At 64.5% G+C, this 23644-nt stretch carries 18 protein-coding genes and 3 rRNA genes; 2 read left to right on the top strand and 19 right to left on the bottom strand.

Features of this window, described 5'->3' with window-relative positions:
• Positions 1-5: 5 nt before the first annotated feature.
• From rrf to BKA16_RS11800, 3 genes are all read right to left on the bottom strand, one after another.
• Positions 6-122, bottom strand: a 5S ribosomal RNA gene (gene rrf, locus BKA16_RS11810).
• A gap of 86 nt (positions 123-208) precedes the next feature.
• Positions 209-3333: ribosomal RNA gene (locus tag BKA16_RS11805) — 23S ribosomal RNA — on the bottom strand.
• Positions 3334-3766: 433 nt separating this feature from the next.
• Positions 3767-5288, bottom strand: a 16S ribosomal RNA gene (locus BKA16_RS11800).
• The 16S, 23S and 5S rRNA genes sit together here, the layout of an rRNA operon.
• Before the next feature lie 615 nt (positions 5289-5903).
• Between BKA16_RS11800 and mftM the strand changes: the two genes are divergently transcribed.
• A complete protein-coding gene (gene mftM, locus BKA16_RS11795; RefSeq protein ID WP_183370840.1) occupies positions 5904-6746 on the top strand; it encodes a mycofactocin oligosaccharide methyltransferase MftM in 843 nt (280 codons plus the stop codon).
• A gap of 18 nt (positions 6747-6764) precedes the next feature.
• Here the strand turns inward: mftM and BKA16_RS11790 are convergent, their stop codons facing one another.
• The 7 genes from BKA16_RS11790 to murA all read right to left on the bottom strand — a co-directional run bounded on the left by BKA16_RS11790 (position 6765) and on the right by murA (position 15240).
• Positions 6765-7418, bottom strand: a complete 654-nt coding sequence (locus tag BKA16_RS11790) for a MadR family response regulator transcription factor (RefSeq protein WP_183370839.1) — start codon at positions 7416-7418, stop codon at positions 6765-6767.
• Positions 7415-8731, bottom strand: coding sequence for a MadS family sensor histidine kinase (locus tag BKA16_RS11785; protein WP_343067386.1), 1317 nt, complete (start codon positions 8729-8731; stop codon positions 7415-7417). The genes BKA16_RS11790 and BKA16_RS11785 overlap by 4 nt, the downstream gene beginning before the upstream one ends.
• A 2-nt stretch (positions 8732-8733) precedes the next feature.
• Positions 8734-9909, bottom strand: a complete 1176-nt coding sequence (locus BKA16_RS11780) for an iron-containing alcohol dehydrogenase (RefSeq protein ID WP_183370838.1) — start codon at positions 9907-9909, stop codon at positions 8734-8736.
• A gap of 37 nt (positions 9910-9946) precedes the next feature.
• Complete coding sequence (gene madC / locus BKA16_RS11775) at positions 9947-11476, bottom strand: MadC family VWA domain-containing protein (RefSeq protein WP_183370837.1); 1530 nt, start codon at positions 11474-11476, stop codon at positions 9947-9949.
• 5 nt (positions 11477-11481) lie between these two features.
• Positions 11482-12459, bottom strand: a complete 978-nt coding sequence (locus tag BKA16_RS11770) for a MadB family AAA-type ATPase (protein WP_183370836.1) — start codon at positions 12457-12459, stop codon at positions 11482-11484.
• 107 nt (positions 12460-12566) lie between these two features.
• Positions 12567-13838 (bottom strand): NDMA-dependent methanol dehydrogenase, encoded by a 1272-nt coding sequence (gene mdo / locus BKA16_RS11765; RefSeq protein WP_183370835.1) that lies wholly within the window; start codon positions 13836-13838, stop codon positions 12567-12569.
• 145 nt (positions 13839-13983) lie between these two features.
• A complete protein-coding gene (gene murA, locus BKA16_RS11760) occupies positions 13984-15240 on the bottom strand; it encodes a UDP-N-acetylglucosamine 1-carboxyvinyltransferase (RefSeq protein ID WP_183370834.1) in 1257 nt (418 codons plus the stop codon).
• Between the two features lie 37 nt (positions 15241-15277).
• Between murA and BKA16_RS11755 the strand changes: the two genes are divergently transcribed.
• Positions 15278-15868: a cob(I)yrinic acid a,c-diamide adenosyltransferase gene (locus tag BKA16_RS11755; RefSeq protein WP_183370833.1), complete on the top strand. Its 591-nt coding sequence runs from the start codon at positions 15278-15280 to the stop codon at positions 15866-15868.
• Positions 15869-15886: 18 nt separating this feature from the next.
• Here the strand turns inward: BKA16_RS11755 and BKA16_RS11750 are convergent, their stop codons facing one another.
• The 9 genes from BKA16_RS11750 to atpB form a co-directional block, all read right to left on the bottom strand.
• Positions 15887-16333 carry a DUF2550 domain-containing protein gene (locus BKA16_RS11750; RefSeq protein ID WP_183370832.1) on the bottom strand — a complete coding sequence of 149 codons (447 nt, stop codon included), beginning with the start codon at positions 16331-16333 and terminating at the stop codon, positions 15887-15889.
• 106 nt (positions 16334-16439) lie between these two features.
• Entirely contained in the window at positions 16440-16817 is a 378-nt protein-coding gene (locus tag BKA16_RS11745; RefSeq protein ID WP_183370831.1) for a F0F1 ATP synthase subunit epsilon, read from the bottom strand.
• 9 nt (positions 16818-16826) lie between these two features.
• Positions 16827-18275 (bottom strand): F0F1 ATP synthase subunit beta, encoded by a 1449-nt coding sequence (atpD, locus tag BKA16_RS11740; RefSeq protein WP_183370830.1) that lies wholly within the window; start codon positions 18273-18275, stop codon positions 16827-16829.
• A gap of 35 nt (positions 18276-18310) precedes the next feature.
• Positions 18311-19264, bottom strand: coding sequence for a F0F1 ATP synthase subunit gamma (locus BKA16_RS11735; protein WP_183370829.1), 954 nt, complete (start codon positions 19262-19264; stop codon positions 18311-18313).
• Position 19265: 1 nt separating this feature from the next.
• A complete protein-coding gene (atpA, locus tag BKA16_RS11730) occupies positions 19266-20900 on the bottom strand; it encodes a F0F1 ATP synthase subunit alpha (RefSeq protein WP_183370828.1) in 1635 nt (544 codons plus the stop codon).
• A 56-nt stretch (positions 20901-20956) separates the two neighbouring features.
• Positions 20957-21778, bottom strand: coding sequence for a F0F1 ATP synthase subunit delta (locus tag BKA16_RS11725; protein ID WP_183370827.1), 822 nt, complete (start codon positions 21776-21778; stop codon positions 20957-20959).
• 103 nt (positions 21779-21881) lie between these two features.
• Positions 21882-22451 carry a F0F1 ATP synthase subunit B gene (locus tag BKA16_RS11720; protein ID WP_382427209.1) on the bottom strand — a complete coding sequence of 190 codons (570 nt, stop codon included), beginning with the start codon at positions 22449-22451 and terminating at the stop codon, positions 21882-21884.
• Positions 22452-22468: 17 nt separating this feature from the next.
• Entirely contained in the window at positions 22469-22714 is a 246-nt protein-coding gene (locus BKA16_RS11715; RefSeq protein WP_183370826.1) for an ATP synthase F0 subunit C, read from the bottom strand.
• 115 nt (positions 22715-22829) lie between these two features.
• A complete protein-coding gene (gene atpB / locus BKA16_RS11710; protein ID WP_246372276.1) occupies positions 22830-23570 on the bottom strand; it encodes a F0F1 ATP synthase subunit A in 741 nt (246 codons plus the stop codon).
• Positions 23571-23644: the final 74 nt, after the last annotated feature.

Here is a 23644-nt window from a genome sequence, read left to right as displayed (position 1 = left end):
GTAAATTACGGCAGTGTCCTACTCTCCCACACTGACTAAAGTGCAGTACCATCGGCGCTGGCAGGCTTAGCTTCCGGGTTCGGAAAGGGACCGGGCGTTCCCCCACCGCTAAAACCACCGTAAAAACACAAGACACACACAAACAAATCGTGTGTTGCCTCAGAAGCAAATAGTGGATGCAAACAACCAAACAAAGTGTGTGAGCATTGTATGTAAGCCCTCGGCCTATTAGTACCAGTCACCTCAACACATTACTGCGCTCACAATTCTGGCCTATCAACCCCATCATCTCTAGGGGGCCTTACCCAACACAAAAGTGTTGACAAGAAACCTCATCTTGGAACAGGCTTCCCGCTTAGATGCTTTCAGCGGTTATCCCTTCCGAACGTAGCCAACCAGCCGTGCCCTTGGCAGAACAACTGGCACACCAGAGGTCCGTCCGTCCCGGTCCTCTCGTACTAGGGACAGGATTCCTCAAGTTTCTACACGCGCGCGGCGGATAGAGACCGAACTGTCTCACGACGTTCTAAACCCAGCTCGCGTGCCGCTTTAATGGGCGAACAGCCCAACCCTTGGGACCTACTCCAGCCCCAGGATGCGACGAGCCGACATCGAGGTGCCAAACCATCCCGTCGATATGGACTCTTGGGGAAGATCAGCCTGTTATCCCCGGGGTACCTTTTATCCGTTGAGCGACACCGCTTCCACACGCCGGTGCCGGATCACTAGTCCCGACTTTCGTCCCTGCTCGACACGTACGTCTCACAGTCAAGCTCCCTTGTGCACTTACACTCAACACCTGATTGCCAACCAGGCTGAGGGAACCTTTGGGCGCCTCCGTTACACTTTAGGAGGCAACCGCCCCAGTTAAACTACCCACCAGGCACTGTCCCTGAACCCGATCAGGGTCCGAAGTTAGAAGCCCAATACGATCAGAGTGGTATTTCAACAACGACTCCACACACACTAGCGTGCACGCTTCACAGTCTCCCACCTATCCTACACAAACCGTACCGAACACCAATACCAAGCTATAGTGAAGGTCCCGGGGTCTTTTCGTCCTGCCGCGCGAAACGAGCATCTTTACTCGTACTGCAATTTCGCCGAGCCTGTGGTTGAGACAGCAGAGAAGTCGTTACGCCATTCGTGCAGGTCGGAACTTACCCGACAAGGAATTTCGCTACCTTAGGATGGTTATAGTTACCACCGCCGTTTACTGGGGCTTAAATTCTCAGCTTCACCACCAAAGTGGTTAACCGGTCCTCTTAACCTTCCAGCACCGGGCAGGCGTCAGTCCGTATACATCGTCTTACGACTTCGCACGGACCTGTGTTTTTAGTAAACAGTCGCTTCTCTCTGGTCTCTGCGACCACCACCAACTCCAGACGCGAAGTCCTTCACCAGCAATGGTCCCCCTTCTCCCGAAGTTACGGGGGCAATTTGCCGAGTTCCTTAACCACAGTTCACTCGATCGCCTTAGTATTCTCTACCTGACCACCTGTGTCGGTTTGGGGTACGGGCCATGCACCAACTCACTAGAGGCTTTTCTCGGCAGCATAGGATCACTGAATTCACCACAACGGCTACGCATCACCTCTCAGACACACAGAACACGGATTTACCTATGTCCCGTCCTACAGGCTTACACCAGCACAACCAACGACTGGCCCAGCTACCTTCCTGCGTCACCCCATCGCTTGACTACTACACCCAAGGTCCCATGCAGCCACCACCACAACAATCCGAAGAAAGCCACAGCAGCTTTTGGATGGTTAGTACAGATGATTCACCACTTGTCGCGAGTGCACGGGTACGGGAATATCAACCCGTTGTCCATCGACTACGCCTGTCGGCCTCGCCTTAGGTCCCGACTCACCCTGGGCGGATTAACCTGGCCCAGGAACCCTTGGTCATTCGGCGGACAAGTTTCTCACTTGTCTTTCGCTACTCATGCCTGCATTCTCACTCCCACACCCTCCACACCTAGATCACTCCGGCGCTTCCACGGATGCAGGACGCTCCCCTACCCACCCACACCACTAGACAGGAAAACCTGCCGATGTTCTCGTGTGAGTGCCGCGGCTTCGGCGGTGTACTTGAGCCCCGCTACATTGTCGGCGCAGGATCACTTGACCAGTGAGCTATTACGCACTCTTTCAAGGATGGCTGCTTCTAAGCCAACCTCCTGGTTGTCTAAGCGACCCCACATCCTTTTCCACTTAGTACACGCTTAGGGGCCTTAGCCGGCGATCTGGGCTGTTTCCCTCTCGACTACGAAGCTTATCCCCCGCAGTCTCACTGCCACGCTCTCACTTACCGGCATTCGGAGTTTGGCTGACGTCAGTAACCTAGTAGGGCCCATCGGCCATCCAGTAGCTCTACCTCCAGTAAGAAACACGTGACGCTGCACCTAAATGCATTTCGGGGAGAACCAGCTATCACGGAGTTTGATTGGCCTTTCACCCCTACCCACAACTCATCCCCTCCATTTTCAACTGAAGTGGGTTCGCGCCTCCACAACCTCTTACAGCTGCTTCACACTGGCCATGGGTAGATCACTCCGCTTCGGGTCTAGACCCAGCGACTACACGCCCTATTCAGACTCGCTTTCGCTACGGCTACCCCACACGGGTTAACCTCGCCACTGAGCACTAACTCGCAGGCTCATTCTTCAAAAGGCACGCCATCACCCCACAACAATAGAGGGCTCTGACGGATTGTAAGCGTCCGGTTTCAGGTACTATTTCACTCCCCTCCCGGGGTACTTTTCACCTTTCCCTCACGGTACTAGTCCGCTATCGGTCACCAGAAAGTATTTAGGCTTACCGGGTGGTCCCGGCAGATTCACAGCAGATTCCACGAGCCCGCTGCTACTTGAGAAACACTAAAGCCAGTCATCGCGTTTTCGGTTACGGGACTCTCACCCACTACGGCAGACCATTCCAAGCCACTTCACCTAACACAACAATTTTTTACTGACCCCACCGCCGGCAGACGATGACATAATGCCCTCACAACCCCACACGCACAACCCCTGCCGAGTATCACATACGCATGGTTTAGCCTCATCCGCTTTCGCTCGCCACTACTCACGGAATCACTCTTGTTTTCTCTTCCTATGGGTACTGAGATGTTTCACTTCCCCACGTTCCCTCCACACCCGCTATACATTCACGAGTGGGTAACACGACATAACTCGTGCTGGGTTTCCCCATTCGGACACCCTCGGATCACAGCTCGTTTGACAACTCCCCGAGGACTATCGCGGCCTACCACGTCCTTCATCGGCTCCTGGTACCAAGGCATCCACCGAACGCCCTAAAACACTTACAACAACACCCACAAACACACCACAACCACCACCCCCACAAGTGCGGGAAACAGTCGACTGTGACACGAATGTGGACATCACATTTTCATTGAAATTGCAATACACACCTTACATGTAAGATGCTCGCATCCACTATCTACTTCTCAAACAACACACACCCACCCGACCCACCACACAACACGTGCGCGGACATCCAGCAAGCACGAAGAAACACACCCAGTGTATTCCCTCAGAACCCCGATAGCGTGTGACATCCCAGCATGCCGGTCACCCGACACACCCCCACCACCAGCAAGCACCACATCGATGCTCACCAGCACGACCGGCACCACCAGGGTGCCCGCCGCAGGCGTGGATTTCTTGTGTTTCACCCATGAACACACACTCGCCCATCCTGCGTTCGAGGACAGCACGAGAGTGTTGTGTGCTCCTTAGAAAGGAGGTGATCCAGCCGCACCTTCCGGTACGGCTACCTTGTTACGACTTCGTCCCAATCGCCGATCCCACCTTCGACAGCTCCCTCCCACAAAGGGGTTAGGCCACCGGCTTCGGGTGTTACCGACTTTCATGACGTGACGGGCGGTGTGTACAAGGCCCGGGAACGTATTCACCGCAGCGTTGCTGATCTGCGATTACTAGCGACTCCGACTTCATGGGGTCGAGTTGCAGACCCCAATCCGAACTGAGACGCGCTTTAAGGGATTCGCTCCACCTCACGGTCTCGCAGCCCTCTGTACGCGCCATTGTAGCATGTGTGAAGCCCTGGACATAAGGGGCATGATGACTTGACGTCATCCCCACCTTCCTCCGAGTTGACCCCGGCAGTCTCCTGCAAGTCCCCGGCATAACCCGCTGGCAATACAGGACAAGGGTTGCGCTCGTTGCGGGACTTAACCCAACATCTCACGACACGAGCTGACGACAGCCATGCACCACCTGTACACCAACCACAAGGGAACACATATCTCTATGCGCGTCTGGTGTATGTCAAACCCAGGTAAGGTTCTTCGCGTTGCATCGAATTAATCCACATGCTCCGCCGCTTGTGCGGGCCCCCGTCAATTCCTTTGAGTTTTAGCCTTGCGGCCGTACTCCCCAGGCGGGGTACTTAATGCGTTAGCTACGGCACGGAATCCGTGAAATGGACCCCACACCTAGTACCCACCGTTTACGGCGTGGACTACCAGGGTATCTAATCCTGTTCGCTCCCCACGCTTTCGCTCCTCAGCGTCAGTTACTACCCAGAGACCCGCCTTCGCCACCGGTGTTCCTCCTGATATCTGCGCATTTCACCGCTACACCAGGAATTCCAGTCTCCCCTGTAGTACTCAAGTCTGCCCGTATCGCCTGCACGCCTGCAATTGAGTTGCAGAATTTCACAGACGACGCGACAAACCGCCTACGAGCTCTTTACGCCCAGTAATTCCGGACAACGCTCGCACCCTACGTATTACCGCGGCTGCTGGCACGTAGTTGGCCGGTGCTTCTTCTCCAGGTACCGTCACTTGCGCTTCGTCCCTAGCGAAAGAGGTTTACAACCCGAAGGCCGTCATCCCTCACGCGGCGTCGCTGCATCAGGCTTGCGCCCATTGTGCAATATTCCCCACTGCTGCCTCCCGTAGGAGTCTGGGCCGTGTCTCAGTCCCAGTGTGGCCGATCACCCTCTCAGGTCGGCTACCCGTCGTCGCCTTGGTAGGCCATTACCCCACCAACAAGCTGATAGGCCGCGGGCCCATCCCACACCGCAAAAGCTTTCCACCCGATACCATGCAGCATCAGGTCATATCCGGTATTAGACCCAGTTTCCCAGGCTTATCCCAGAGTGCAGGGCAGATCACCCACGTGTTACTCACCCGTTCGCCACTCGAGTACCCCCGAAGGGGCCTTTCCGTTCGACTTGCATGTGTTAAGCACGCCGCCAGCGTTCGTCCTGAGCCAGGATCAAACTCTCCAACAAAAAATATTGAAAACACAGTTTTCAACACAAGCCAGAAAGCATAAAGCCTGACCAAATCCAAAAAACTGACAAGAATAACAATCATCAAACAACACGACACAACCACACGGCCGTGTCATGTTTGTTCACAAAATAGTTTTCCTGCCACAAAAAATAATCTTTATGTGGCACAAGAAAATTTCTGTCACACACTATCGAGTTCTCAAAGAACACACACCCACCAGCACCACCCCGACATGGTCGGGTCGACCTCCAGTGAACATATTTCATTGTGTATCGACCGTTTCAGGCCAACTCTTCCAACCTACCAGACTGGAATACCCTCGGCAAACCTGAGGTTCATTCACTGTTTCCAGGGGAGAACGTTCATGTTCGCTTTGGGCGCTTCTCGACTGTACTCGACCCGACCGCGAAGTCATAATCGCGGACATGGGGGGGTAGTCGATGCCGGCGCGGCCGGAGCCGCGCTGACTCGACATAAGTTACGCAGATTCCCCAGCCAGAGCAAATCACCAGGTCACAGGGACGCCAGCGTGGTGCGGCCTAGCCGAACGGACAGGAGATCGACCCGAACGGTCAGTTACCGCGCGCGACGACCGCTCCTAGCGTCGAGACATGACCATCACAGAGCTCCGCCGGCCGTCTCTCCGACGGCGTATCGACGTCCGCGCGTTCGATGTCCTGCCCGCGGACTTCACCCGCGCCGGCGCCCTCGGGTGGCGCGTCGACGGTCACGAGGTGACGATCGGTCACTGTCTCACCGTGGACTCCATCAGCGACGACTCGGCTGTCCGCGCCGTCGCGCGATTAGTGGACGACGGCGTCGTGGTCGGGCAGGACGAGTTCGAGTCGGCGATGACGGGGTTGATCTCCACGAGCGGTCCGACTGCGGATGACGGATGGTCGGCGTTCTTCACCAACTCGCTGACCGCACTCCGCGCAGGCACGGCCGAGTTCGCGCCGGTCCACCGACGTGCGCGGTCGCTTCTCGTCGGGACGTCGGTCCTCGAGGTCGGCTGCTGCTTCGGTCTGCTGGCCCTGCAGTGCGCACAGGACGGATGGCGCGTCGACGCGTGCGACATCTGTCCGGCGGCGCTCGTCCTCCTCGACCGCGCGGGTCGACGGCTCGGTCTCGACGTGCGGACCAGGCGAGGGGACGCCCGTGCCCTCCCCTACCCGGACGGCGGCGCGGACACGGTCACGCTGGTCCATCTTCTCGAGCATCTCGCGCCGTCGGACGTGCAGACCGCCATCGGTCAGGCACTTCGGGTCGCGCGGCGACGAGTCGTGATCGCCGTCCCCTTCGAAGACGAGCCCGCCGAGCACTTCGGGCATCGGCAGCGACTGTCCGAGGCGGATCTGCACGAATGGGCGGCACCGTGGATCAGTGCGGGACTCGACGCCGACGTCGTCGTCGATCACGGAGGCTGGCTGATCCTCGACCGACCCCGGCAGTGATCGATCGTCACGGCCGGGTCAGACCAGTCCCCGTTTGCTCGCCACGTAGACCGCATCGGTCCGATTGCTGACTCCCAGCTTTCGGATCAGATTTCGAATGTGGAACTTGACCGTCGACTCGGAGATGAACAGGAGCCCGCCGATCTCGGCGTTCGACTTGCCCGCCGCCAACGACTTGAGCACATCGCGTTCGCGATCGGTGAGATCGAGAACCCCGTCCCGCGCGCCCGACACCGTCCGCAGAACGCTCGTCGCGCTCCGCGGGTCGAAAGCACTCCCACCGGTGGCCACCGCACGCACGGCCCGCACGAGTTCGGTCGTGTCCACGTCTTTGACCACGTAGCCGCGCGCACCCGCCCGGACCGCACGAATCACGAGGTCGTCGTCGAGGAACGTCGTGAGGACCAGCGACGCCACCGCGGGATGCACCCGGCTGATCTCCTCGATCAGCCGCAGACCCTCGTAGTCGGCGCCCGCCGTGAGTTTCAGATCCACCACGACCACGTCCGGTCGGCATCGAGCGATCTCGGCGAGCGCGGACACGAACGAGTCCGCCTCGCCCACCACCTCGACGGCGGTGTCCCGGTCCAACAACGACCGGAGCCCTTCCCTGAGGAGGGCGTGGTCGTCGACGAGTACCGTCCTGATCGGTCTGTCCTGGTCACCGGTCACGCGTCCTCCTCCGCCGGGGTCGGCACATGCGCCACGATCCGCACACCGCCGAGTCGTGATCGTCGAATGGCGAACTCACCGCCCTGTTCGGTGGCGCGCGACGCCATGTTCGCCAGTCCTCGGTGCCGTCCCGAGGTCACATCGCCTCGTTCGGCCGCGCGCATCACGGTCCGCAGCGCGACCGGGTCGCCGATCCCGTCGTCGTCGACCAGCAGGCGCACTCCGGCGTCGTCGTAGTTCAGGGTCACGGCGACCCTCGTCGCCCGCGCGTGCAGCGCGGCATTGAACAGCGCCTCCCCGGCGATGCGAAGGACCGCGTGCTGTACGTCGCCGCTGAGCTCACGAGTCCGGCCGCGGACCGAGACCGTCGCATCGACGTCCGGCGGCATGTGCAGTGAGCACAGCTCCCGAAGCGTGTCGACCACGTCCGCCGATGTCCCGCCCGACTGCGCGAGCGCGTAGATCGCCCCGCGCAGCTGTTCCATCGCGTCCCGGGTCAGGGCCACGGCCTTGTCGAGCCGCTGTGCGCCCTCTCCGCCGACGTCGCCGCGACACAGTTCCATCTGCAGCCCCGCCGACAGCACCGACTGGCCCACCGAATCGTGCAGTTCGCGCGCGATCCGCTGGCGTTCGGCGCCCAGCAGGGCCGTGCGGCGGGCCGCCCAGAGTTCACGCTGGGTGCGGACGAGTTCGTCGTTGCGGTCGGCGAGTTCCTCGGCGCGACGCCGGATCTGGAGGAACAGGGACGAGTTCACCAGGGCGACCGTCGCCTGCCCGGCGAGGATCCGCAGCACGGTCAGATCGGACGGGTCGATCCGGCGGTCCTGGCGCGTCCACGCCGACAGGCCGCCGACCACGTCGCCGTCGAGTTCCACCGGCACGTGAACGTGATTCTCGTCCGCGATCGGCGCGTGCAGCACCGTGACCTCGCCGCGCAGCACGTCGTTGAGACGGTTCAGCACCACGTCCGGCAGTGCGCCGGGCGGCTGCGCGACGCTCGCCCCCTCGAACGCCAGGAGCGCCCCGTCCGAGTCGATGATCAGATGGCGCGGTCCGGTGCCGACGAGTCGGCCGTCGGCGAGGGCGAACACGACCCAGTCCGCACCGAGGTGGTCGCGCACCGTCTTGACGACCTCGACGACCAGGGCCTCGGGACCGTCCGTGGTCCGCACGAGAGCCTTCGATATCCCTTCCAGCGCGAGCATCACCCGGCTCAGCCTGGCCTGGAAGCCGCGGAACTGCGCATAGTGTCCCGCCTTGACGGTGCGCAGCCCGACGAGCGATGCGAGGTCGGGATCGGAGTCGGAGTCCACGGTTACAGGGCCTGCCGATACAGGTCGACGATTCCGGAGGTCTCGGGTCGGCGCGGATTGGTGATCATGCACGAGTCGGCGAGTGCGTGCGAGGTCAACAGATCGAGGTCGGCGGCGCGCACACCCAACGGCGACAGCGTGTCGGGCATGCCGACACGCGCCGCCAGAGCACCGACGGCGTCTGCGAGGCGATCGGCGACGGTGCGCGGATCGCCGCTGGTCGAGAGGCCGACGGCATCGGCGAGCCGGACGAAGTCGTCGGCACACACCGTGGCGTTGTACCGGATCACATGCGGGAGCAGCACCGAGTTGATCGTGCCGTGCGGCGCATCGCAGTGTCCTCCCACCGGGTGGCTCATCGCATGCGTCGCGCCGAGGATGGCATTCGTGAACGCCATCCCGGCCCGCAACGACGCCAGCGACATCTCCTCCCCCGCGCCGGTGTCCGCGGGATCGTCGACGAGCCGTTCGAGGTTGGTCCACACACCGGTGAGCGCCTCTGTCGCGAGCGAGTCGGTCAGTCGCCCGTGAGCAAGCGAGACGTACGCCTCGATGCAGTGCGTCAACGTGTCCATCCCGGTCTGCGCGGTGACCTCGGGCGACACCGTGGTGAGCAGCGTGGGATCGATGACGGTGACGTTCGGGACCAGGGTCCGGCCGATGATCGTCACCTTGGTGCGCCGTGCCGGATCGTTCACGATGCAGAACTGGGACACGTCCGCGCCGCTGCCCGCGGTCGTCGGCACGGTGACCAGGGGTGGAAGCGGTCTGCCCACCATGTCGATCCCCTCGTACTCCAGGATCGACCCGCCGTTGGAGGCGAGTACGGCCACGCCTTTCGCCGCGTCGATCACCGAGCCGCCGCCGAGTGCCACCAGACCGTCGGCGTCGTGCGCCTGGTAGGCGGCGAATCCGTCGGCCACCTCGTGCGCCCGAGGATTCGGCGACACTCCCAGATACGCCGCGGGCCGCAGACCCTGCTCACCGAGATCGGCCATCAGCCGTCCGAACCAGGGTGTCTGCTCGATGGTCCGGTCGCTGACCACGAGCGGCCGCTGGACGCCGAGACCGCCGATGGCCGTCGCCGCTTCCGGGAACGAGCCCCGCCCCGACACGATCTCCGGGGTGTGGAACTTCGACACGCCGGCCCCCGCCCGCGTCCTGCTCACACCGCTCATGGCACCGCACCTCCTCGTGTGGACAGACCGTACCGCCTCACCGCAGTGCCGCGCCGAGATCGTCGCACTTGTCGAGTAGTTCCGCGCCGTCGCGGGCACTGACCACCCCCGAGCAGTGTTCCGCGTAGTCGGCCAGTGCGCACCCGGTCTGGGTCCAGTAACGCGACGGTTCCGGAGTCAACCACGCGACGCGGTGCGCGCGGCGGGCGATCGACTCGAACAGGTCCACCCGCGGGTCGAAGGCGTTGCTGCGGGCGTCTCCGACCACCAGAACACTGGTCCGTCCGGTGATCAGATCACCGTATCGGGTCGACGTCTCATCCCACATCCGGCCGTAGTCGCTGGTCGCGGACAGGTCGAGCCCGTCGGCGGCCAGGACCGCCGACAGCGCGGCGTCCGGGTCGGCGACACGCAACTCGGGCGTCACGCGGATCGGTCGGTCGACGAAGGCGATCACCTCACAACGGTTGCCGTGCCTGTGCAGCGTTTGAGCCAGCCGCAGGACGAACCCCGCTACCGGCCGCACCGACAGGGACACGTCGACCAGCACGAGCAGCCGCACGGGACCGGGAACCCGGACACGTCTCCACAGCTCGGCCGGCACGCCGTCGGTACGCGCGGACTCGCGCAGAGTGGCCCGGACGTCGAGCCGACCGCCGTCGGTCAACCGAGCCACCGATCGCGGCGCACCGCGCATCCGCTGCACCAGCCGATGACAGGCTCGGTCGAGGTCGGCCTGGTCGCGATGCACCCGCGGCTGCACGCTCGCCGTCGGTCCGTCGGGAACCACTGCGTCGGCCAACCGCGCGGTGAGCGCGTCGACGAAGTCCTCGAGGGCCCGCTGCAACTGTTCGCGGCGCCGATCGTCGAGCACGTCCGCATCGTCGGCTCCGTACGCGCTGCGGCCGTCCGACGCGTCGAGTACGGCCAGGAGACCCGCGGCGTCGGCCAGATTCAACGTCGCCCCCTCGACGCGGACCGCCGATCCGGTCAGCTCCCCGACCTGTGCGGAGTCGGCGTTGTCGACTTCCACCGTGTACGTCACCCCGCCGGAGGCGTTCGACGCGTCGGTGTCGACCTGCAGTTCCTCGGCCCCCGAGGACACCGAGAAGTCGTCGTCCTCGCGGTGTGCGCTCTCGCCGTGGCGCTCTCGGGCGTCGGGGTCGTCGATCATGAGGTCGCCGATCTCGACCGTGTGCTCGTCGGCGCCGATCCGTCGTGCGGTGCCCGCGAACTCCTCGTCCCAGTCGATCTCGTCCGGCAGATCGGCTGCGACGCCCCTGGTGCGGGGCGACTCGTCCGGGCCGGCCGCGACGAGGCCGTCGTCGGTGAAGAACGCATCGAAGACGAGGTCGAATCCGGCTCGTTCGAAGTCGTACTTCACGCTGACACTGCGCAACGCGACCCGCAGCCGGGCGAGATCGTCGGCCCCCACCAGCGCGAGCACCCGTCGGACTTCGATGACCTCGGCGGGCGAGCAGCCGACGCCGACGGCGCGCAGCGCACGGCCGAACGTCGACGCGACCGTGTCGAGCAGCCGGGCGCCGATGTCGCCTCCGCTGAGCATTCCGGTCAGCCCCGCGCCGCGGCGCTGTGGGCACGAGCGGCACCGAACGCCTGGCCCGCACTCACTCCGCGGTCGTCGGCACGGGTCCGCGCGGGTTCGGCGAACGCGCGTCGCACATGGTCGAGGTCGGTGCCGAACTTGACCAGCAACGACATCAGGGCCGGATCGGTCGGCGAGAGATGCGACGCCGCCCGGGACGCATCGATGACCTCCGCGATCGACGGGCTCTTGCGCAGGGGCAGCTCACGGAGCCGACGGGCGAGGTCGACGACGTCGGCGATCACCGACTCTTCGACGTCGGGCGCCCGAACCGCGACGATTCTCGCCTCCCGCTCGGCGGACGGGTACTCCACCTGGAAGTGCAGGCAGCGGCGTTTGAGCGCGGCCGACAGCTCGCGAGTGTCGTTCGAGGTGAGGATCACCCACGGCGCCGACCGCGCGGTGAAGGTGCCCAGTTCGGGGACGGTCACCTGGCGTTCGGCGAGCACCTCGAGCATCACCGCCTCCATCGCCTCGTCGGTGCGGTCGATCTCGTCGACGAGCAGGACCGTCGGATCCGGTGAGACGATCGCGGCCAGGAGCGGGCGCGGGACCAGGAAGCCTTCGGTGTACACGCCGACCTCGGTGCGCGCCAGCGCCGCCGACGCGGCGGCCAGTGTGTCGTACTCGGCGAGTTCGGCGCCGATCCGGTCGCGCAGCATCTGCACATGCAGCAGTTGGCGGGCGTAGTCCCACTCGTAGAGCGCGCGGGAGTCGTCCAGACCCTCGTAGCACTGGAGTCGGATCAGCTCGCGGCCGGACGCCGCGGCCAGTGCCTTGGCCAGTTCGGTCTTACCGACGCCCGCGGGGCCTTCCAGAAGCAGCGGCCGATCCAGGATCGTCGCCAGGTGCACGACGACGGCCAGGTCGTCGTCGATCAGATAGCCTTCGCCGGCCAGAGCCTCCGCCAGTCCGGCGGCGGTGTCGAAACGGGTGTCGCTCATGGTGCCTCGCAAGAGATTCGGGATGGGTGGTGGCCGGTGTCCGCGGTGCCGTGTCGGTGATCACCGACGCGGTCGGGACCCGCCGCGCGGGTCCCGACCGGTTCTGTTCAGTACGCGCCGGTGAAGGCGTGGCGGACCATCGGGATCAGCGATTCGACAGTGCATTCACGCGGATTGGCCGGCGTGCACCAGTCGTCCATCATGTGCTCGGAGATCGCCCTGACCGTCGCGTCCGAGGTGTCGATGCGGGTGCCGCGGTCTGCGTACTTTCCGGTGCCCATCCGATTCTTGTCGTAGCTGTCGCCGGTCAGCGAGCCGAAGTTCTCCGGGATGCCCAGATCCTTCGACAGGCGGATCGCTGCTTCTACGGCGGCGTCCGCGGCCTGCACCGTCGTCATGTTGCGGGTGTCGACGCCCATCAACGACGCGATCTCGGCGAAGCGTTCGTACCGCGCGGGCAGGTTGTACTCCCAGACTCGAGGCAGGGCGATCGCGTTGTTCAGTCCGTGATGACTGTCGAAGAAGGCGCTGACCGCGTGTGAGAGCGAGTGGACCAATCCGAGTCCACCGGAGTTGAACGCCTGCGCCGCGATGTACTGCGCATGCATCATCCCGGCACGCGCCTCAAGGTTCTGCGGATCGTAGACGGCGGTCCGCAGGTGCTTGGTGATCAGTTCGATCGAGTACTTGGCGTTGCCGAGCGACGGCTCGAAGTCCAGCCGTGACACGAACGGCTCACTCGCGTGGGCCAGGACGTCGAAGCCGCAGAACGCGGTGAAGTGTTCCGGGCAGGTGTAGTACAGCAGCGGGTCGTCCATCGCGAGGTCCACCAGGCAGGTGTCGTCGAACGCGACCCACTTGTGCGGCTTCTCCATGTCGGAGGTGTCAGTGATCACATACGCCCATGAGGTCTCCGAGCCGGTGCCCGCCGTGGTCGAGACGGCGATGTGCTTCGGATTCTCCTTGTTCGTGGCCTTGGAGAAGCCCTCGAACTCGTTGATGTTACGGCCGTCGTGGGCGATCACCATGCGAGCGCCCTTGGCCGCGTCGTGGCTGGATCCGCCGCCGACCGAGATTATGCCGTCGCACTTCTCCGACTGGTAGCGGGCCGCGGCGTCCATCGCGTTGTAGTCTTTCGGATTCGACTCGACGTCGTCGAACAGGACGACGTCCACGCCCTGGTACTCGATCTTGCCGATCAACTCCTCGATGATCCCCGAGCCGCGCAGGCCGGTGGTCATGAGCAGGACGCGGGTCATGCCGAGTTCCTTGGCCTCCACGCCCAGCATGTCGTGGGCGCCGACGCCCAGCTTCGCCTTCGGGAAGGGGTGGAACTCCTTGATCGGGAACTCCCAGATCTGATTCAGCTCGATGGCCATGAGATGAGGACTCCTGTGCGGTTGCCGGTTGGGTCCTCACCAGCGTGTGCTCTGGGACACAGGCCGAACAAGGGTGCCTGACCTGCAGCGCACGGAGTCGGTCCGAGAGTTCAGGGCGCTACCTGTCCGTTCGGACAGGTAGCGGTCAGCCGGTGATGCGCGCTATGGTCCCGCCCAGGCTGCGCAGTTGCTCCTCGAAGTTCGGGTAGCCGCGGTCGATGTGTTCGATGTCGTGGACCTCGGTGTCGCCGTCGGCGACGAGGCCGGCGAGAACCAGGCCGACACCGGCCCGGATGTCGGACGACCAGACCGGGGCGCTCGAGAGCCTCTCGACCCCGCGGATCACGGCGTGGTGACCGTCGGTGCGGGCGTCCGCCCCGAGCCTGACGAGCTCTTCGACGAACCGGAAGCGCGCCTCGAAGACATTCTCGGTCACGACGGAGAGTCCGTCCGACACGGTCGCGAGTCCGATGGCCATGGGCTGGAGGTCCGTCGGGTATCCGGGGAACGGCAGCGTCGCGGTGTTGACCGCCGTCGGCCGCGAGTCCTGCACGACGCGGAAGCCGTCGTCGAATCGCTCGACTCGCGCACCGGCTCCCTCGAGCTTCTTGAGAACGAGCCGAAGATGCTCGGGGTCGATGCCCTTGACCGTGATGTCGCCCTGGGTCATCGCGGCGGCCACGCCCCAGGTGCCTGCGACGATGCGGTCGCCGACCACGTGGTGCGTGGTGGGATGGAGTCCGTCGACGCCCGTCACCGTCAGCGTCGGCGAACCCGCACCGTCGATGCGGGCGCCCATCTCGGTGAGCATGAGGCACAGGTCGACGATCTCGGGTTCGCGCGCCGCGTTCTCGATCGTCGTGACGCCGTCGGCGAGAACCGCCGCCATCAGGATGTTCTCGGTGGCGCCGACCGACGGGAAGTCGAGGATCACCTCCGCACCGTGCAGGCTCTCCGCGGCGGCCACCACGCAGCCGTGCTCGATCTCGCTGTGCGCGCCGAGCGCACGCAGACCGGCCTGGTGCATGTCGAGTGGGCGGGATCCGATGGCGTCGCCGCCGGGCAGTGCGACGACGGCTCGACGGCGCCGCGCCATCAGCGGGCCGAGGACGCAGACCGACGCGCGGAACTGCTTCACCGCGTCGAAGTCGGCGTGATAGTCGGGCTCGGCCGGGGTGTCTATCGTCACGGTGTCGCCGGAGATCTCCACGGACGCGCCGAGACCACGCAGCACGTCGGCCATCAACGGGACGTCGGCGATCCGCGGTGCGTTGGTCAGTACCGTCCGTCCCTCCGCCAGCAGCGCGGCCGCCATCAGTTTCAGCACGCTGTTCTTGGCTCCCCAGACGGCCACCTCGCCGACCAGGCGGGCCCCACCCGACACCACATAACGATCGCTCACCGGCACAGTGTATCGGCCACCGGGTAGGTTGCCAGGTATGGCAGTGCACCTCACACGTATCTACACACGGACCGGCGACGACGGCACCACCGGCCTCTCCGACTTCTCTCGCGTGCCCAAGACCGACCTCCGCGTGGTCGCCTACGCCGACTGCGACGAGGCCAACGCCGCGATCGGTCTCGCGCTCACCGTGGCCGGTGACGTGCCCGACGACATCCGGACCGTCCTGACCACCGTGCAGAACGATCTCTTCGACGCGGGCGCCGATCTCTCGACGCCTGTGGTCGACGATCCGAAGTATCCGCCGCTGCGTGTGGAGGCCGAGTACATCGACGCGCTCGAATCATGGTGCGACGCGTTCGGCGAGGAGCTCCGACCGCTCGACTCGTTCATCCTGCCGGGCGGAACCGCCCTGTCGGCGCACCTGCATCAGGCGCGTGTGATCGTTCGACGGGCCGAGCGTGCCGCGTGGGCGGCGATCGACTCGGCTCCCGACGACACCAGCGTCCTGCCCGCGAAGTATCTCAACCGGCTGTCGGACCTGTTGTTCATCCTGGGTCGCGTCGCGAATGTGCGCGCGGGTGTCACCGACGTGAAATGGGTTCCCGGCGGTCAACGAACACGCTGAGCGTCTCGACGAGCGGGGTCAGGCCGCGGGACGACGCCGCGCACGGCGCGGGGCCCGCGCCTCGAGCCACGACTGGAAGGCGGTCATGGCCGCGGGGGCCATCGCGAGTTCGTACGCGCCGCCCTGCCCACGCCGACCGACGATCACTTCGGCGATCACCGCGTCGGGCTCCATGATCTCGTGTTCGGTGCCGACCGGGCCGCGCCGCGCGCCCACGTCGATACGCCGGCGGGACAGGTTCACCGACGGACCCAGCTTGATCGACGTCAGCTGGTAGTAGGCGATCGCGTCATCGGTGTAGTGGACGGCTCCGTGGCGCCAGCCCTCCTCGGCCTCCGCGGGCAGCGCACGCAGCAGCACGGGTGTGCCGGCGAGTCTCACCATCCGCAGCCGGTACAGCAGCAGCCCGAGGTTGATCAACCCGAACAGTACGACTGCAACCAGAATCCATGCCCACATCGGCATCGGGTCGAACCTCCTCGCTCCCTCACCTATGAAAATACGCGAACAGCCGCCCTGCGTTCTGCAGGACGGCTGTTCGCTCGTTCACACCTGTTCCGTCGTCGCCGGATCAGCTCACGGCTTCGACGGCCCGCACCCGAGACTTGGCGCGGAGGAAGTCCTCGCTGCCCTCGGCCGCGGAGTCGAGGACGGCGCGTTCGGCGGCGACGTCGACATCGTCGGAGAACTGCGCGGCCTCGGCCAGCACGGTGACCGTGTCGGCCGTGACCGACAGGAATCCGCCCTGCACCGCGAGAGCCTTACGGACACCCGCGTCGTCGGTCAGGACGACGCAGCCACCCGGTGCGAGCTCGGCGAGCATCGGCTCGTGGTTGGCCATGATGCCGATCTGCCCGACCGTGGTCTGTGCGACCACGATCGAGGCGTCACCGGAGTACAGCTGGGCATCGGGAGCCACCACGTCGAGTCGGAAAGTCTTGTCAGCCATGCTCGGTGACTACTTTCCGGCGATCTTCTTGGCTGCGGCCTCGACGTCGTCGAGTCCACCGCAGCTGTTGAACGCCTGCTCCGGCAGGTGATCGAACTCGCCCTTGCACACGCGGTCGAAGGCGTCGATGGTCTCCGACAGCGGGACCACCGAACCGACCTGGCCGGTGAACTTCTCGGCGACCAGGAAGTTCTGACCGAGGAACTTCTGCAGACGACGGGCACGGTTGACCGTGACCTTGTCCTCTTCGGAGAGCTCGTCCATACCGAGGATTGCGATGATGTCCTGCAGTTCCTTGTACTTCTGCAGGATGCGCTTGACCTCGTTGGCGACGCGGAAGTGCTCGTCGCCGACGATCGAGGCCTCCAGGATGCGCGAGGTGGAGGTCAGCGGGTCCACGGCCGGGTAGATGCCCAGCTGCGAGATCGGACGCGAGAGCTCGGTCGTGGCGTCCAAGTGGGCGAACGTGGTCGCGGGCGCCGGGTCGGTGTAGTCGTCGGCGGGGACGTAGATCGCCTGCAGCGAGGTGATCGAGCGGCCCTTGGTCGACGTGATGCGCTCCTGCAGCTCACCCATCTCGTCGGCGAGCGTCGGCTGGTAGCCGACGGCCGACGGCATACGACCGAGGAGGGTCGAGACCTCGGAACCGGCCTGGGTGAAACGGAAGATGTTGTCGATGAACAGCAGCACGTCCTGGTGCTGCACGTCGCGGAAGTACTCGGCCATGGTCAGGGCCGAGAGGGCGACGCGCATACGCGTCCCGGGCGGCTCGTCCATCTGGCCGAACACCAACGCAGTGTCCTGGAGAACGCCCATCTCCTCCATCTCGAGGTGGAGGTCGGTGCCCTCACGGGTGCGCTCACCGACGCCGGCGAACACCGAGGTGCCGGAGAACTCGCGGGCGATACGGGTGATCATCTCCTGGATCAGAACGGTCTTGCCGACACCGGCACCGCCGAACAGACCGATCTTGCCGCCCTTGACGTACGGGGTCAGCAGGTCGATGACCTTGATGCCGGTCTCGAGGATCTCGGTCTTGCCCTCGAGCTGGTCGAAGGCCGGCGGCTTGCGGTGGATGCCCCACTGCTCGCCGTCACGACCGGTGCCCGGCGCGTCCAGGCAGTCGCCCAGAGCGTTGAAGACGTGGCCCTTGACGACGTCGCCGACGGGAACCGAGATCGGCTTGCCCGAGTCGACGACGGCCGCACCGCGGACCAGGCCGTCGGTCGGCTGCATCGAGACGGTGCGCACCACATTGTCGCCGAGGTGCTGGGCGACCTCGAGCGTCAGCGTCTTGGCGACGGCGGGGAGGGAGACCTCCGCGTGCAGGGCGTTGAACAGGTTGGGTACGGCGCCGCGCGGGAACTCCACGTCGACGACGGGGCCGATCACCCGCGCGACACGACCCGCGGTCGCCGAAGCGGCACCCGCGGACGAGTCGGTGACTGCTGCAGTCATTGGTTACTTCACTTTCCTCGGTTGTCTTGTCGCGATCAGTGCGCCAGCGCCTCGACGCCGCCGACGATTTCGCTGATTTCCTGGGTGATCTGGGCCTGACGTGCGGCATTCGCCTGCCGAGACAGGGTCGTCTCGAGCTCGGTCGCGTTGTCGGTGGCCGCCTTCATGGCCGTGCGACGCGACGCGTGCTCGGATGCCGAAGCGTCGAGCAGTGCCGCGAAGATGCGCGAGGCCACGTACTTGGGCAGCAGCGCGTCCAGCAACTGATCGGCTTCCGGCTCGAACTCGACCTCGGGCGTCACGTGCGCGTTGCCGTTGTCTTCGAGCATGTCGTCGCCCATCTGGAGCTGTTCCATCTCGAACTCGATGTCGATCGGCGCCATGCGGCGAACGATCGGCTTCTGAGTCAGCATCGACACGAAACGCGTGTAGACCACGTGCAACTCGTCGAAGCCTTCGACCTGCCCGCCCTGCGGCAGCTCGACTTGCTCGCCCGAACCGGCGAGGAACGCGTTCACCAGATGGTGGACGGCGGCCGCGCTGTCGGCGAACTCCGGCTGCTGCGAGAAGCCCGACCAGCTCGCGGCGATCGGACGGTCGCGGAAGGTGTAGTACCCGATGCCCTTGCGGCCCATCACGTACACGACCGGCTCCTTGCCCTCGCTGCGGAGCAGCGACAGAAGCTCTTCGGTCTCCTTGAGCACGTTCGAGTTGTACCCGCCGCACTGTCCGCTGTCGCTGGTCACGACCAGGACGGCGGCGCGCTTCGGGTTCTCACGAGCGGTCAGCAACGGGCTGTCGAGCGACGAGCTCGCGCTGGCCAGCGTCGTGACGACGCGCGTGATCTCCTCGGAGTAGGGCCGTGCGGCGGCCACGCGTACCTGTGCCTTGGTGATACGCGAGGTCGCGATCAGCTCTTGCGCCTTGGTGATCTTCTTAGTCGACTGGATCGACCGGATCCGTGAGCGCAGCTCCCGAATTGTGGCCATGTTACTTCGTCTTCTTCGTCACTCGGATCGTCTCGGACTCGACGTCTTCGGCAGCCAGCGGGTCGGCGTCGACCTCGACGACCCGCGAGCCGTCGGCGGCGATGAAGCCGGCCTTGAAGTTGTCCGTCGCCGTGGCGAGCGCGTCCTTGTCCTCAGACGACAGCTTCTTGCCGCCCGCGATGTTGCTGTACACGCCCGAAGCCGTGTGGTGCAGGTCGCCGAGCAGCTCGGACTCGAAACGACGGATGTCGGCGACCGGAACCGAGTCCATGAAGCCCTCGCCGCAGAGGTACAGCGAGACGATCTGGTCTTCCACCGACACCGGGCTGTACTGGTCCTGCTTGAGCAGTTCGACCCAGCGGGCACCGCGCTCGAGCTGTGCCTTCGATGCGGCGTCCAGGTCCGAGGCGAAGGCCGAGAAGGCCTCCAGCTCGCGGAACTGTGCGAGCTCGAGACGCAGCGAACCCGAGACGTCCTTCAGACCCTTGGTCTGGGCGGCGCCACCGACACGCGAGACGGAGATACCGACGTTGATCGCCGGGCGAACGCCCTTGTTGAAGAGGTCCGACTCCAGGAACACCTGGCCGTCGGTGATCGAGATGACGTTGGTCGGGATGAACGCCGAGACGTCGTTGGCCTTGGTCTCGATGATCGGCAGACCGGTCATCGAACCGCCGCCGAGCGCGTCGGACAGCTTGGCGCAACGCTCGAGCAGACGCGAGTGCAGGTAGAAGACGTCACCCGGGTAGGCCTCACGACCCGGCGGGCGGCGCAGCAGCAGCGAGATGGCGCGGTAGGCCTCGGCCTGCTTCGACAGGTCGTCGAACACGATGAGGACGTGCTTGCCCTGGTACATCCAGTGCTGGCCGAGGGCCGAGCCGGTGTACGGTGCCAGCCACTTGAAACCGGCGGAGTCCGATGCCGGGGCCGCGACGATGGTGGTGTACTCCATCGCGCCTGCCTCTTCGAGCGCGGTCTTGACGCCGGCGATGGTCGAACCCTTCTGGCCGACGGCGACGTAGATGCAGCGGACCTGCTTCTCCGGGTCACCGGTCGCCCAGTTGTCCTTCTGGTTCAGGATGGCGTCGATGCAGACCGCGGTCTTACCGGTCTTGCGGTCGCCGATGACCAGCTGTCGCTGTCCGCGACCGATGGCGGTCATGGCGTCGATCGCCTTGATGCCGGTGGCGAGCGACTCCTCGACGGGCTGACGCTCGAGGACGGTGGCCGCCTGCAGCTCGAGGACGCGGTCGCCCTCGGACTCGATGGCTCCGAGGCCGTCGATCGGGGCGCCCAGCGGATCGATGACGCGGCCGAGGAACTTGTCGCCGACCGGCACCGACAGGACGTTGCCGGTGCGCTTGACTTCCTGGCCCTCTTCGATGTTCTCCGAGTCGCCGAGGATGACGGCACCGACCTCGTCCAGGTCGAGGTTCAGTGCGACGCCGCGGATGCCGCCCTCGAATTCGAGGAGCTCGTTGGCCATCGCGCCGGGAAGTCCCGCCACGTGGGCGATGCCGTCACCGGTGTCGGCAACGGTGCCGACCTCTTCGCGGGTGGCCTGGCTGTCCACTTCCTGGGTGTAACTTGCGATCGCGCTCCGAATTTCTTCGGAGGAGATGGTCAACTCCGCCATGTTCCTGCTCTCCTGGCTGTGTAAAAAAGTGGTCTGGGAATCTAGGTGTTACTTGGTCACCGCAAGCCGCGTCGCAGCGTTGCGATCCTGCCGGCAGTACTGCCGTCGATGCGCTCGTCGCCCACACGGACGACGACGCCGCCGAGGAGCGCCGGATCGATGTCGACGTGCAGGGTGACCGGCGCGTCGAAGATGGCGGCCAGCTTCGCCGACAGCGCGGTGCGCTGATCGGCCGAGAGCTCACCGGCGCTGGTCACGTAGGCGACCTTGCGTCCGTTGGAGGCTGCGGCGAGCTGTGACAGCTCGTCGATCGAATCGCCCGGAGCCTGGTCGGTACGGCTGACCGCGAACTCGGCGAGCTTGCTCGTGACATCCGAGACCTTGCCGTCGATCAGCTTGTGCAGCAGGCCGAGGCGATCGGCGGCGCTGCGTGTGCGGTCGGAGAGGGCCTGTTCGAGGGCCCCGTCGCCCTTGACGATGCGACCGAGGCGGAAGAGCTCCTCCTCGACCGCGTCGAGACTGCCGGATTCCTTGGCCGACAGCAGCAGTGCCTCGCAACCGAGGGACTGCAGGCCGCTGACCAGATCGGCTTCGCTCGACCAGTCGCGTGCGGCGGCCGAGGCGACGACGTCGCGGGTGGTGTCGGTGACCTTGCCTGCCAGGACGTCCTGAGCGACCTTCGCACGCGAGTCCGCAGCGGTGGCCGTATCGGCCAGCGCGATGCGCAGCGGGCGGTTGTCATTCACGGTGGCTGCAACCGAGAGCAGTTCATCGCCGACGGTCACCGCATCCGTGCTCGGCGCGGCCGTACCGCGCAGGGCGGTCTCCAGCTCGATGCGAGCCCCCTCGAGGGCTTCGCGGCTAGACGCTGCGTACATCTTTGTGCATTCCTTCTTCTGGCGGAGTCGTCAGGCAAGTGGGCGCGAGGGGCAGTGGTACTGCCCGCTCGCCGTCCACACCGTCTCCTCCTGCTGCCCTGGATTACTTGGCGGTCTCGGCGTCGAGCTCGGCGAGGAACCGGTCGACGGTTCCGGCCTGCTTGACGTCGTCCGACAGCTGTGCACCGACCAGCTTCTCGGCCAGGTCGACGGACATCTTGCCGAGGTCGCCGCGCAGTTCGGAGACGACCTGCTGACGCTGGGCGTCGAGCTGTGCGTTTCCGTTGGCGATGATCCGGTCGCTCTCGGCAGTGGCCTGAGTCTTCATGTCCGCGATGATCTGGGTGCCCTGCGTACGGGCCTCCTCGCGGATTCCGGCTGCCTCTTCGCGGGCGCCTGCGAGCTGCTCCCGGTAGGCCTTCAGGGACGCTGCGGCCTCGGCCTGTGCGGCCTCGGCGCGCTCGATGCCACCCTCGATGGTCTCGCGACGCTCATTGAGCACCTGCTTGTACTTCGGGATGACGAACTTCCAGAAGACGAACAGAACGACGGCGAAGGCGACCAGCGACCAGGTGATGTCGTACCACTGCGGCAGCAGCGGGTTCGGCGGCTGGTGTTCGCCGCCCTCCTCTGGCGTTGCTTCCGCCAGAATCATCAGTTGTTCGTTGATCATGTGGTGTCGTCCCTAGATCAGAAGATGAAGCCGGCGACGATGCCGATCAGCGCCAGTGCCTCGGACAGTGCGATACCCAGGAACATGGTGGTGCGGATCTGACCGGCGAGCTCGGGCTGACGGGCGATGCCCTCGATGGCCTTACCGGCCACGATGCCGACACCGATACCGGGGCCGATGGCTGCGAGGCCGTAGCCGATCGCGCCGAATCCCTTACCGGTGATCTCGGAGTCTGCGGCGAGAGTCTGGGCGATGATGCTCATCTTGCGATTCCCTTTCTTAATGGCTCCCCGCCCGGTCGAGCGAGTGAGTCAGTTCGTGTCGTTCCGGATACGTCCCCGGACCGAAGATTCAGTTGGTCGTGCGCTTCCCGCAGGGTCAGTGGGAATCCGCGTGGTACGACTGGTCGATGTAGACGGCGGTCAGCAGCGCGAAGATGTACGCCTGCAGACCGATGACCAGCAGCTCGAAGAACGTGAAGCCGATACCGGCGATGATGCCGCCGACGCCCGCGATGCTCCACAGGCCGCTCTTGGTCACGATGAAGAACTGCGTGGCCGAGAAGAACAGCACCAGCATGATGTGGCCGGCGAGCATGTTGGCCAGAAGTCGGACCGTGAGCGTGAACGGCCGGAGGATGAAGGTCGAGACGAACTCGATCGGGACCAGCAGGAAGTGAACCGGCAGCGGCACGCCCGGCAGCACGATCGAGGACTTGATGAAACCGAAGAAACCGTACTTCGCGATGCCCACCCAGCAGTAGGTGATGTAGGCGACCGCGGCCATCACCAGCGGCATGCCGATGCGCGCATTGGTGGAGATGTTCAAGAACGGGATGATCGAGGTGAGGTTCAGGAAGATCGTCGCGAAGAAGATCGAGGCGATGATCGCCAGGAACTTGCGACCGTTCTCCTTGCCGAGAATCTCCTCGGCGATCTGCACGCGGACGAAGTCGAGCATGCTCTCGGCGACGTTCTGCGCGCCGCGCGGAACCAGCTTCGGGCTGCGCATGGCGATGAGGAAGCCGAGTGCGACGACGACCGACACGACGATGCGGATGAGCATGAGACGATCCATGCCCCACCACTCCGGGTTCGGCTGGTGTCCGCCGAACAGCATCTTCGGGTAGAAGTCCCACAATGTCGGCGCGTGGAATTCGTCTCCAGCTGCGAGGATGGCGCTCAGCTTTCTCT

It is taken from the genome of Gordonia humi (assembly GCF_014197435.1).
GTDB classification, from domain to species: Bacteria; Actinomycetota; Actinomycetes; order Mycobacteriales; family Mycobacteriaceae; genus Gordonia; species Gordonia humi.
This window is presented reverse-complemented; position numbering and strand designations above follow the sequence as displayed.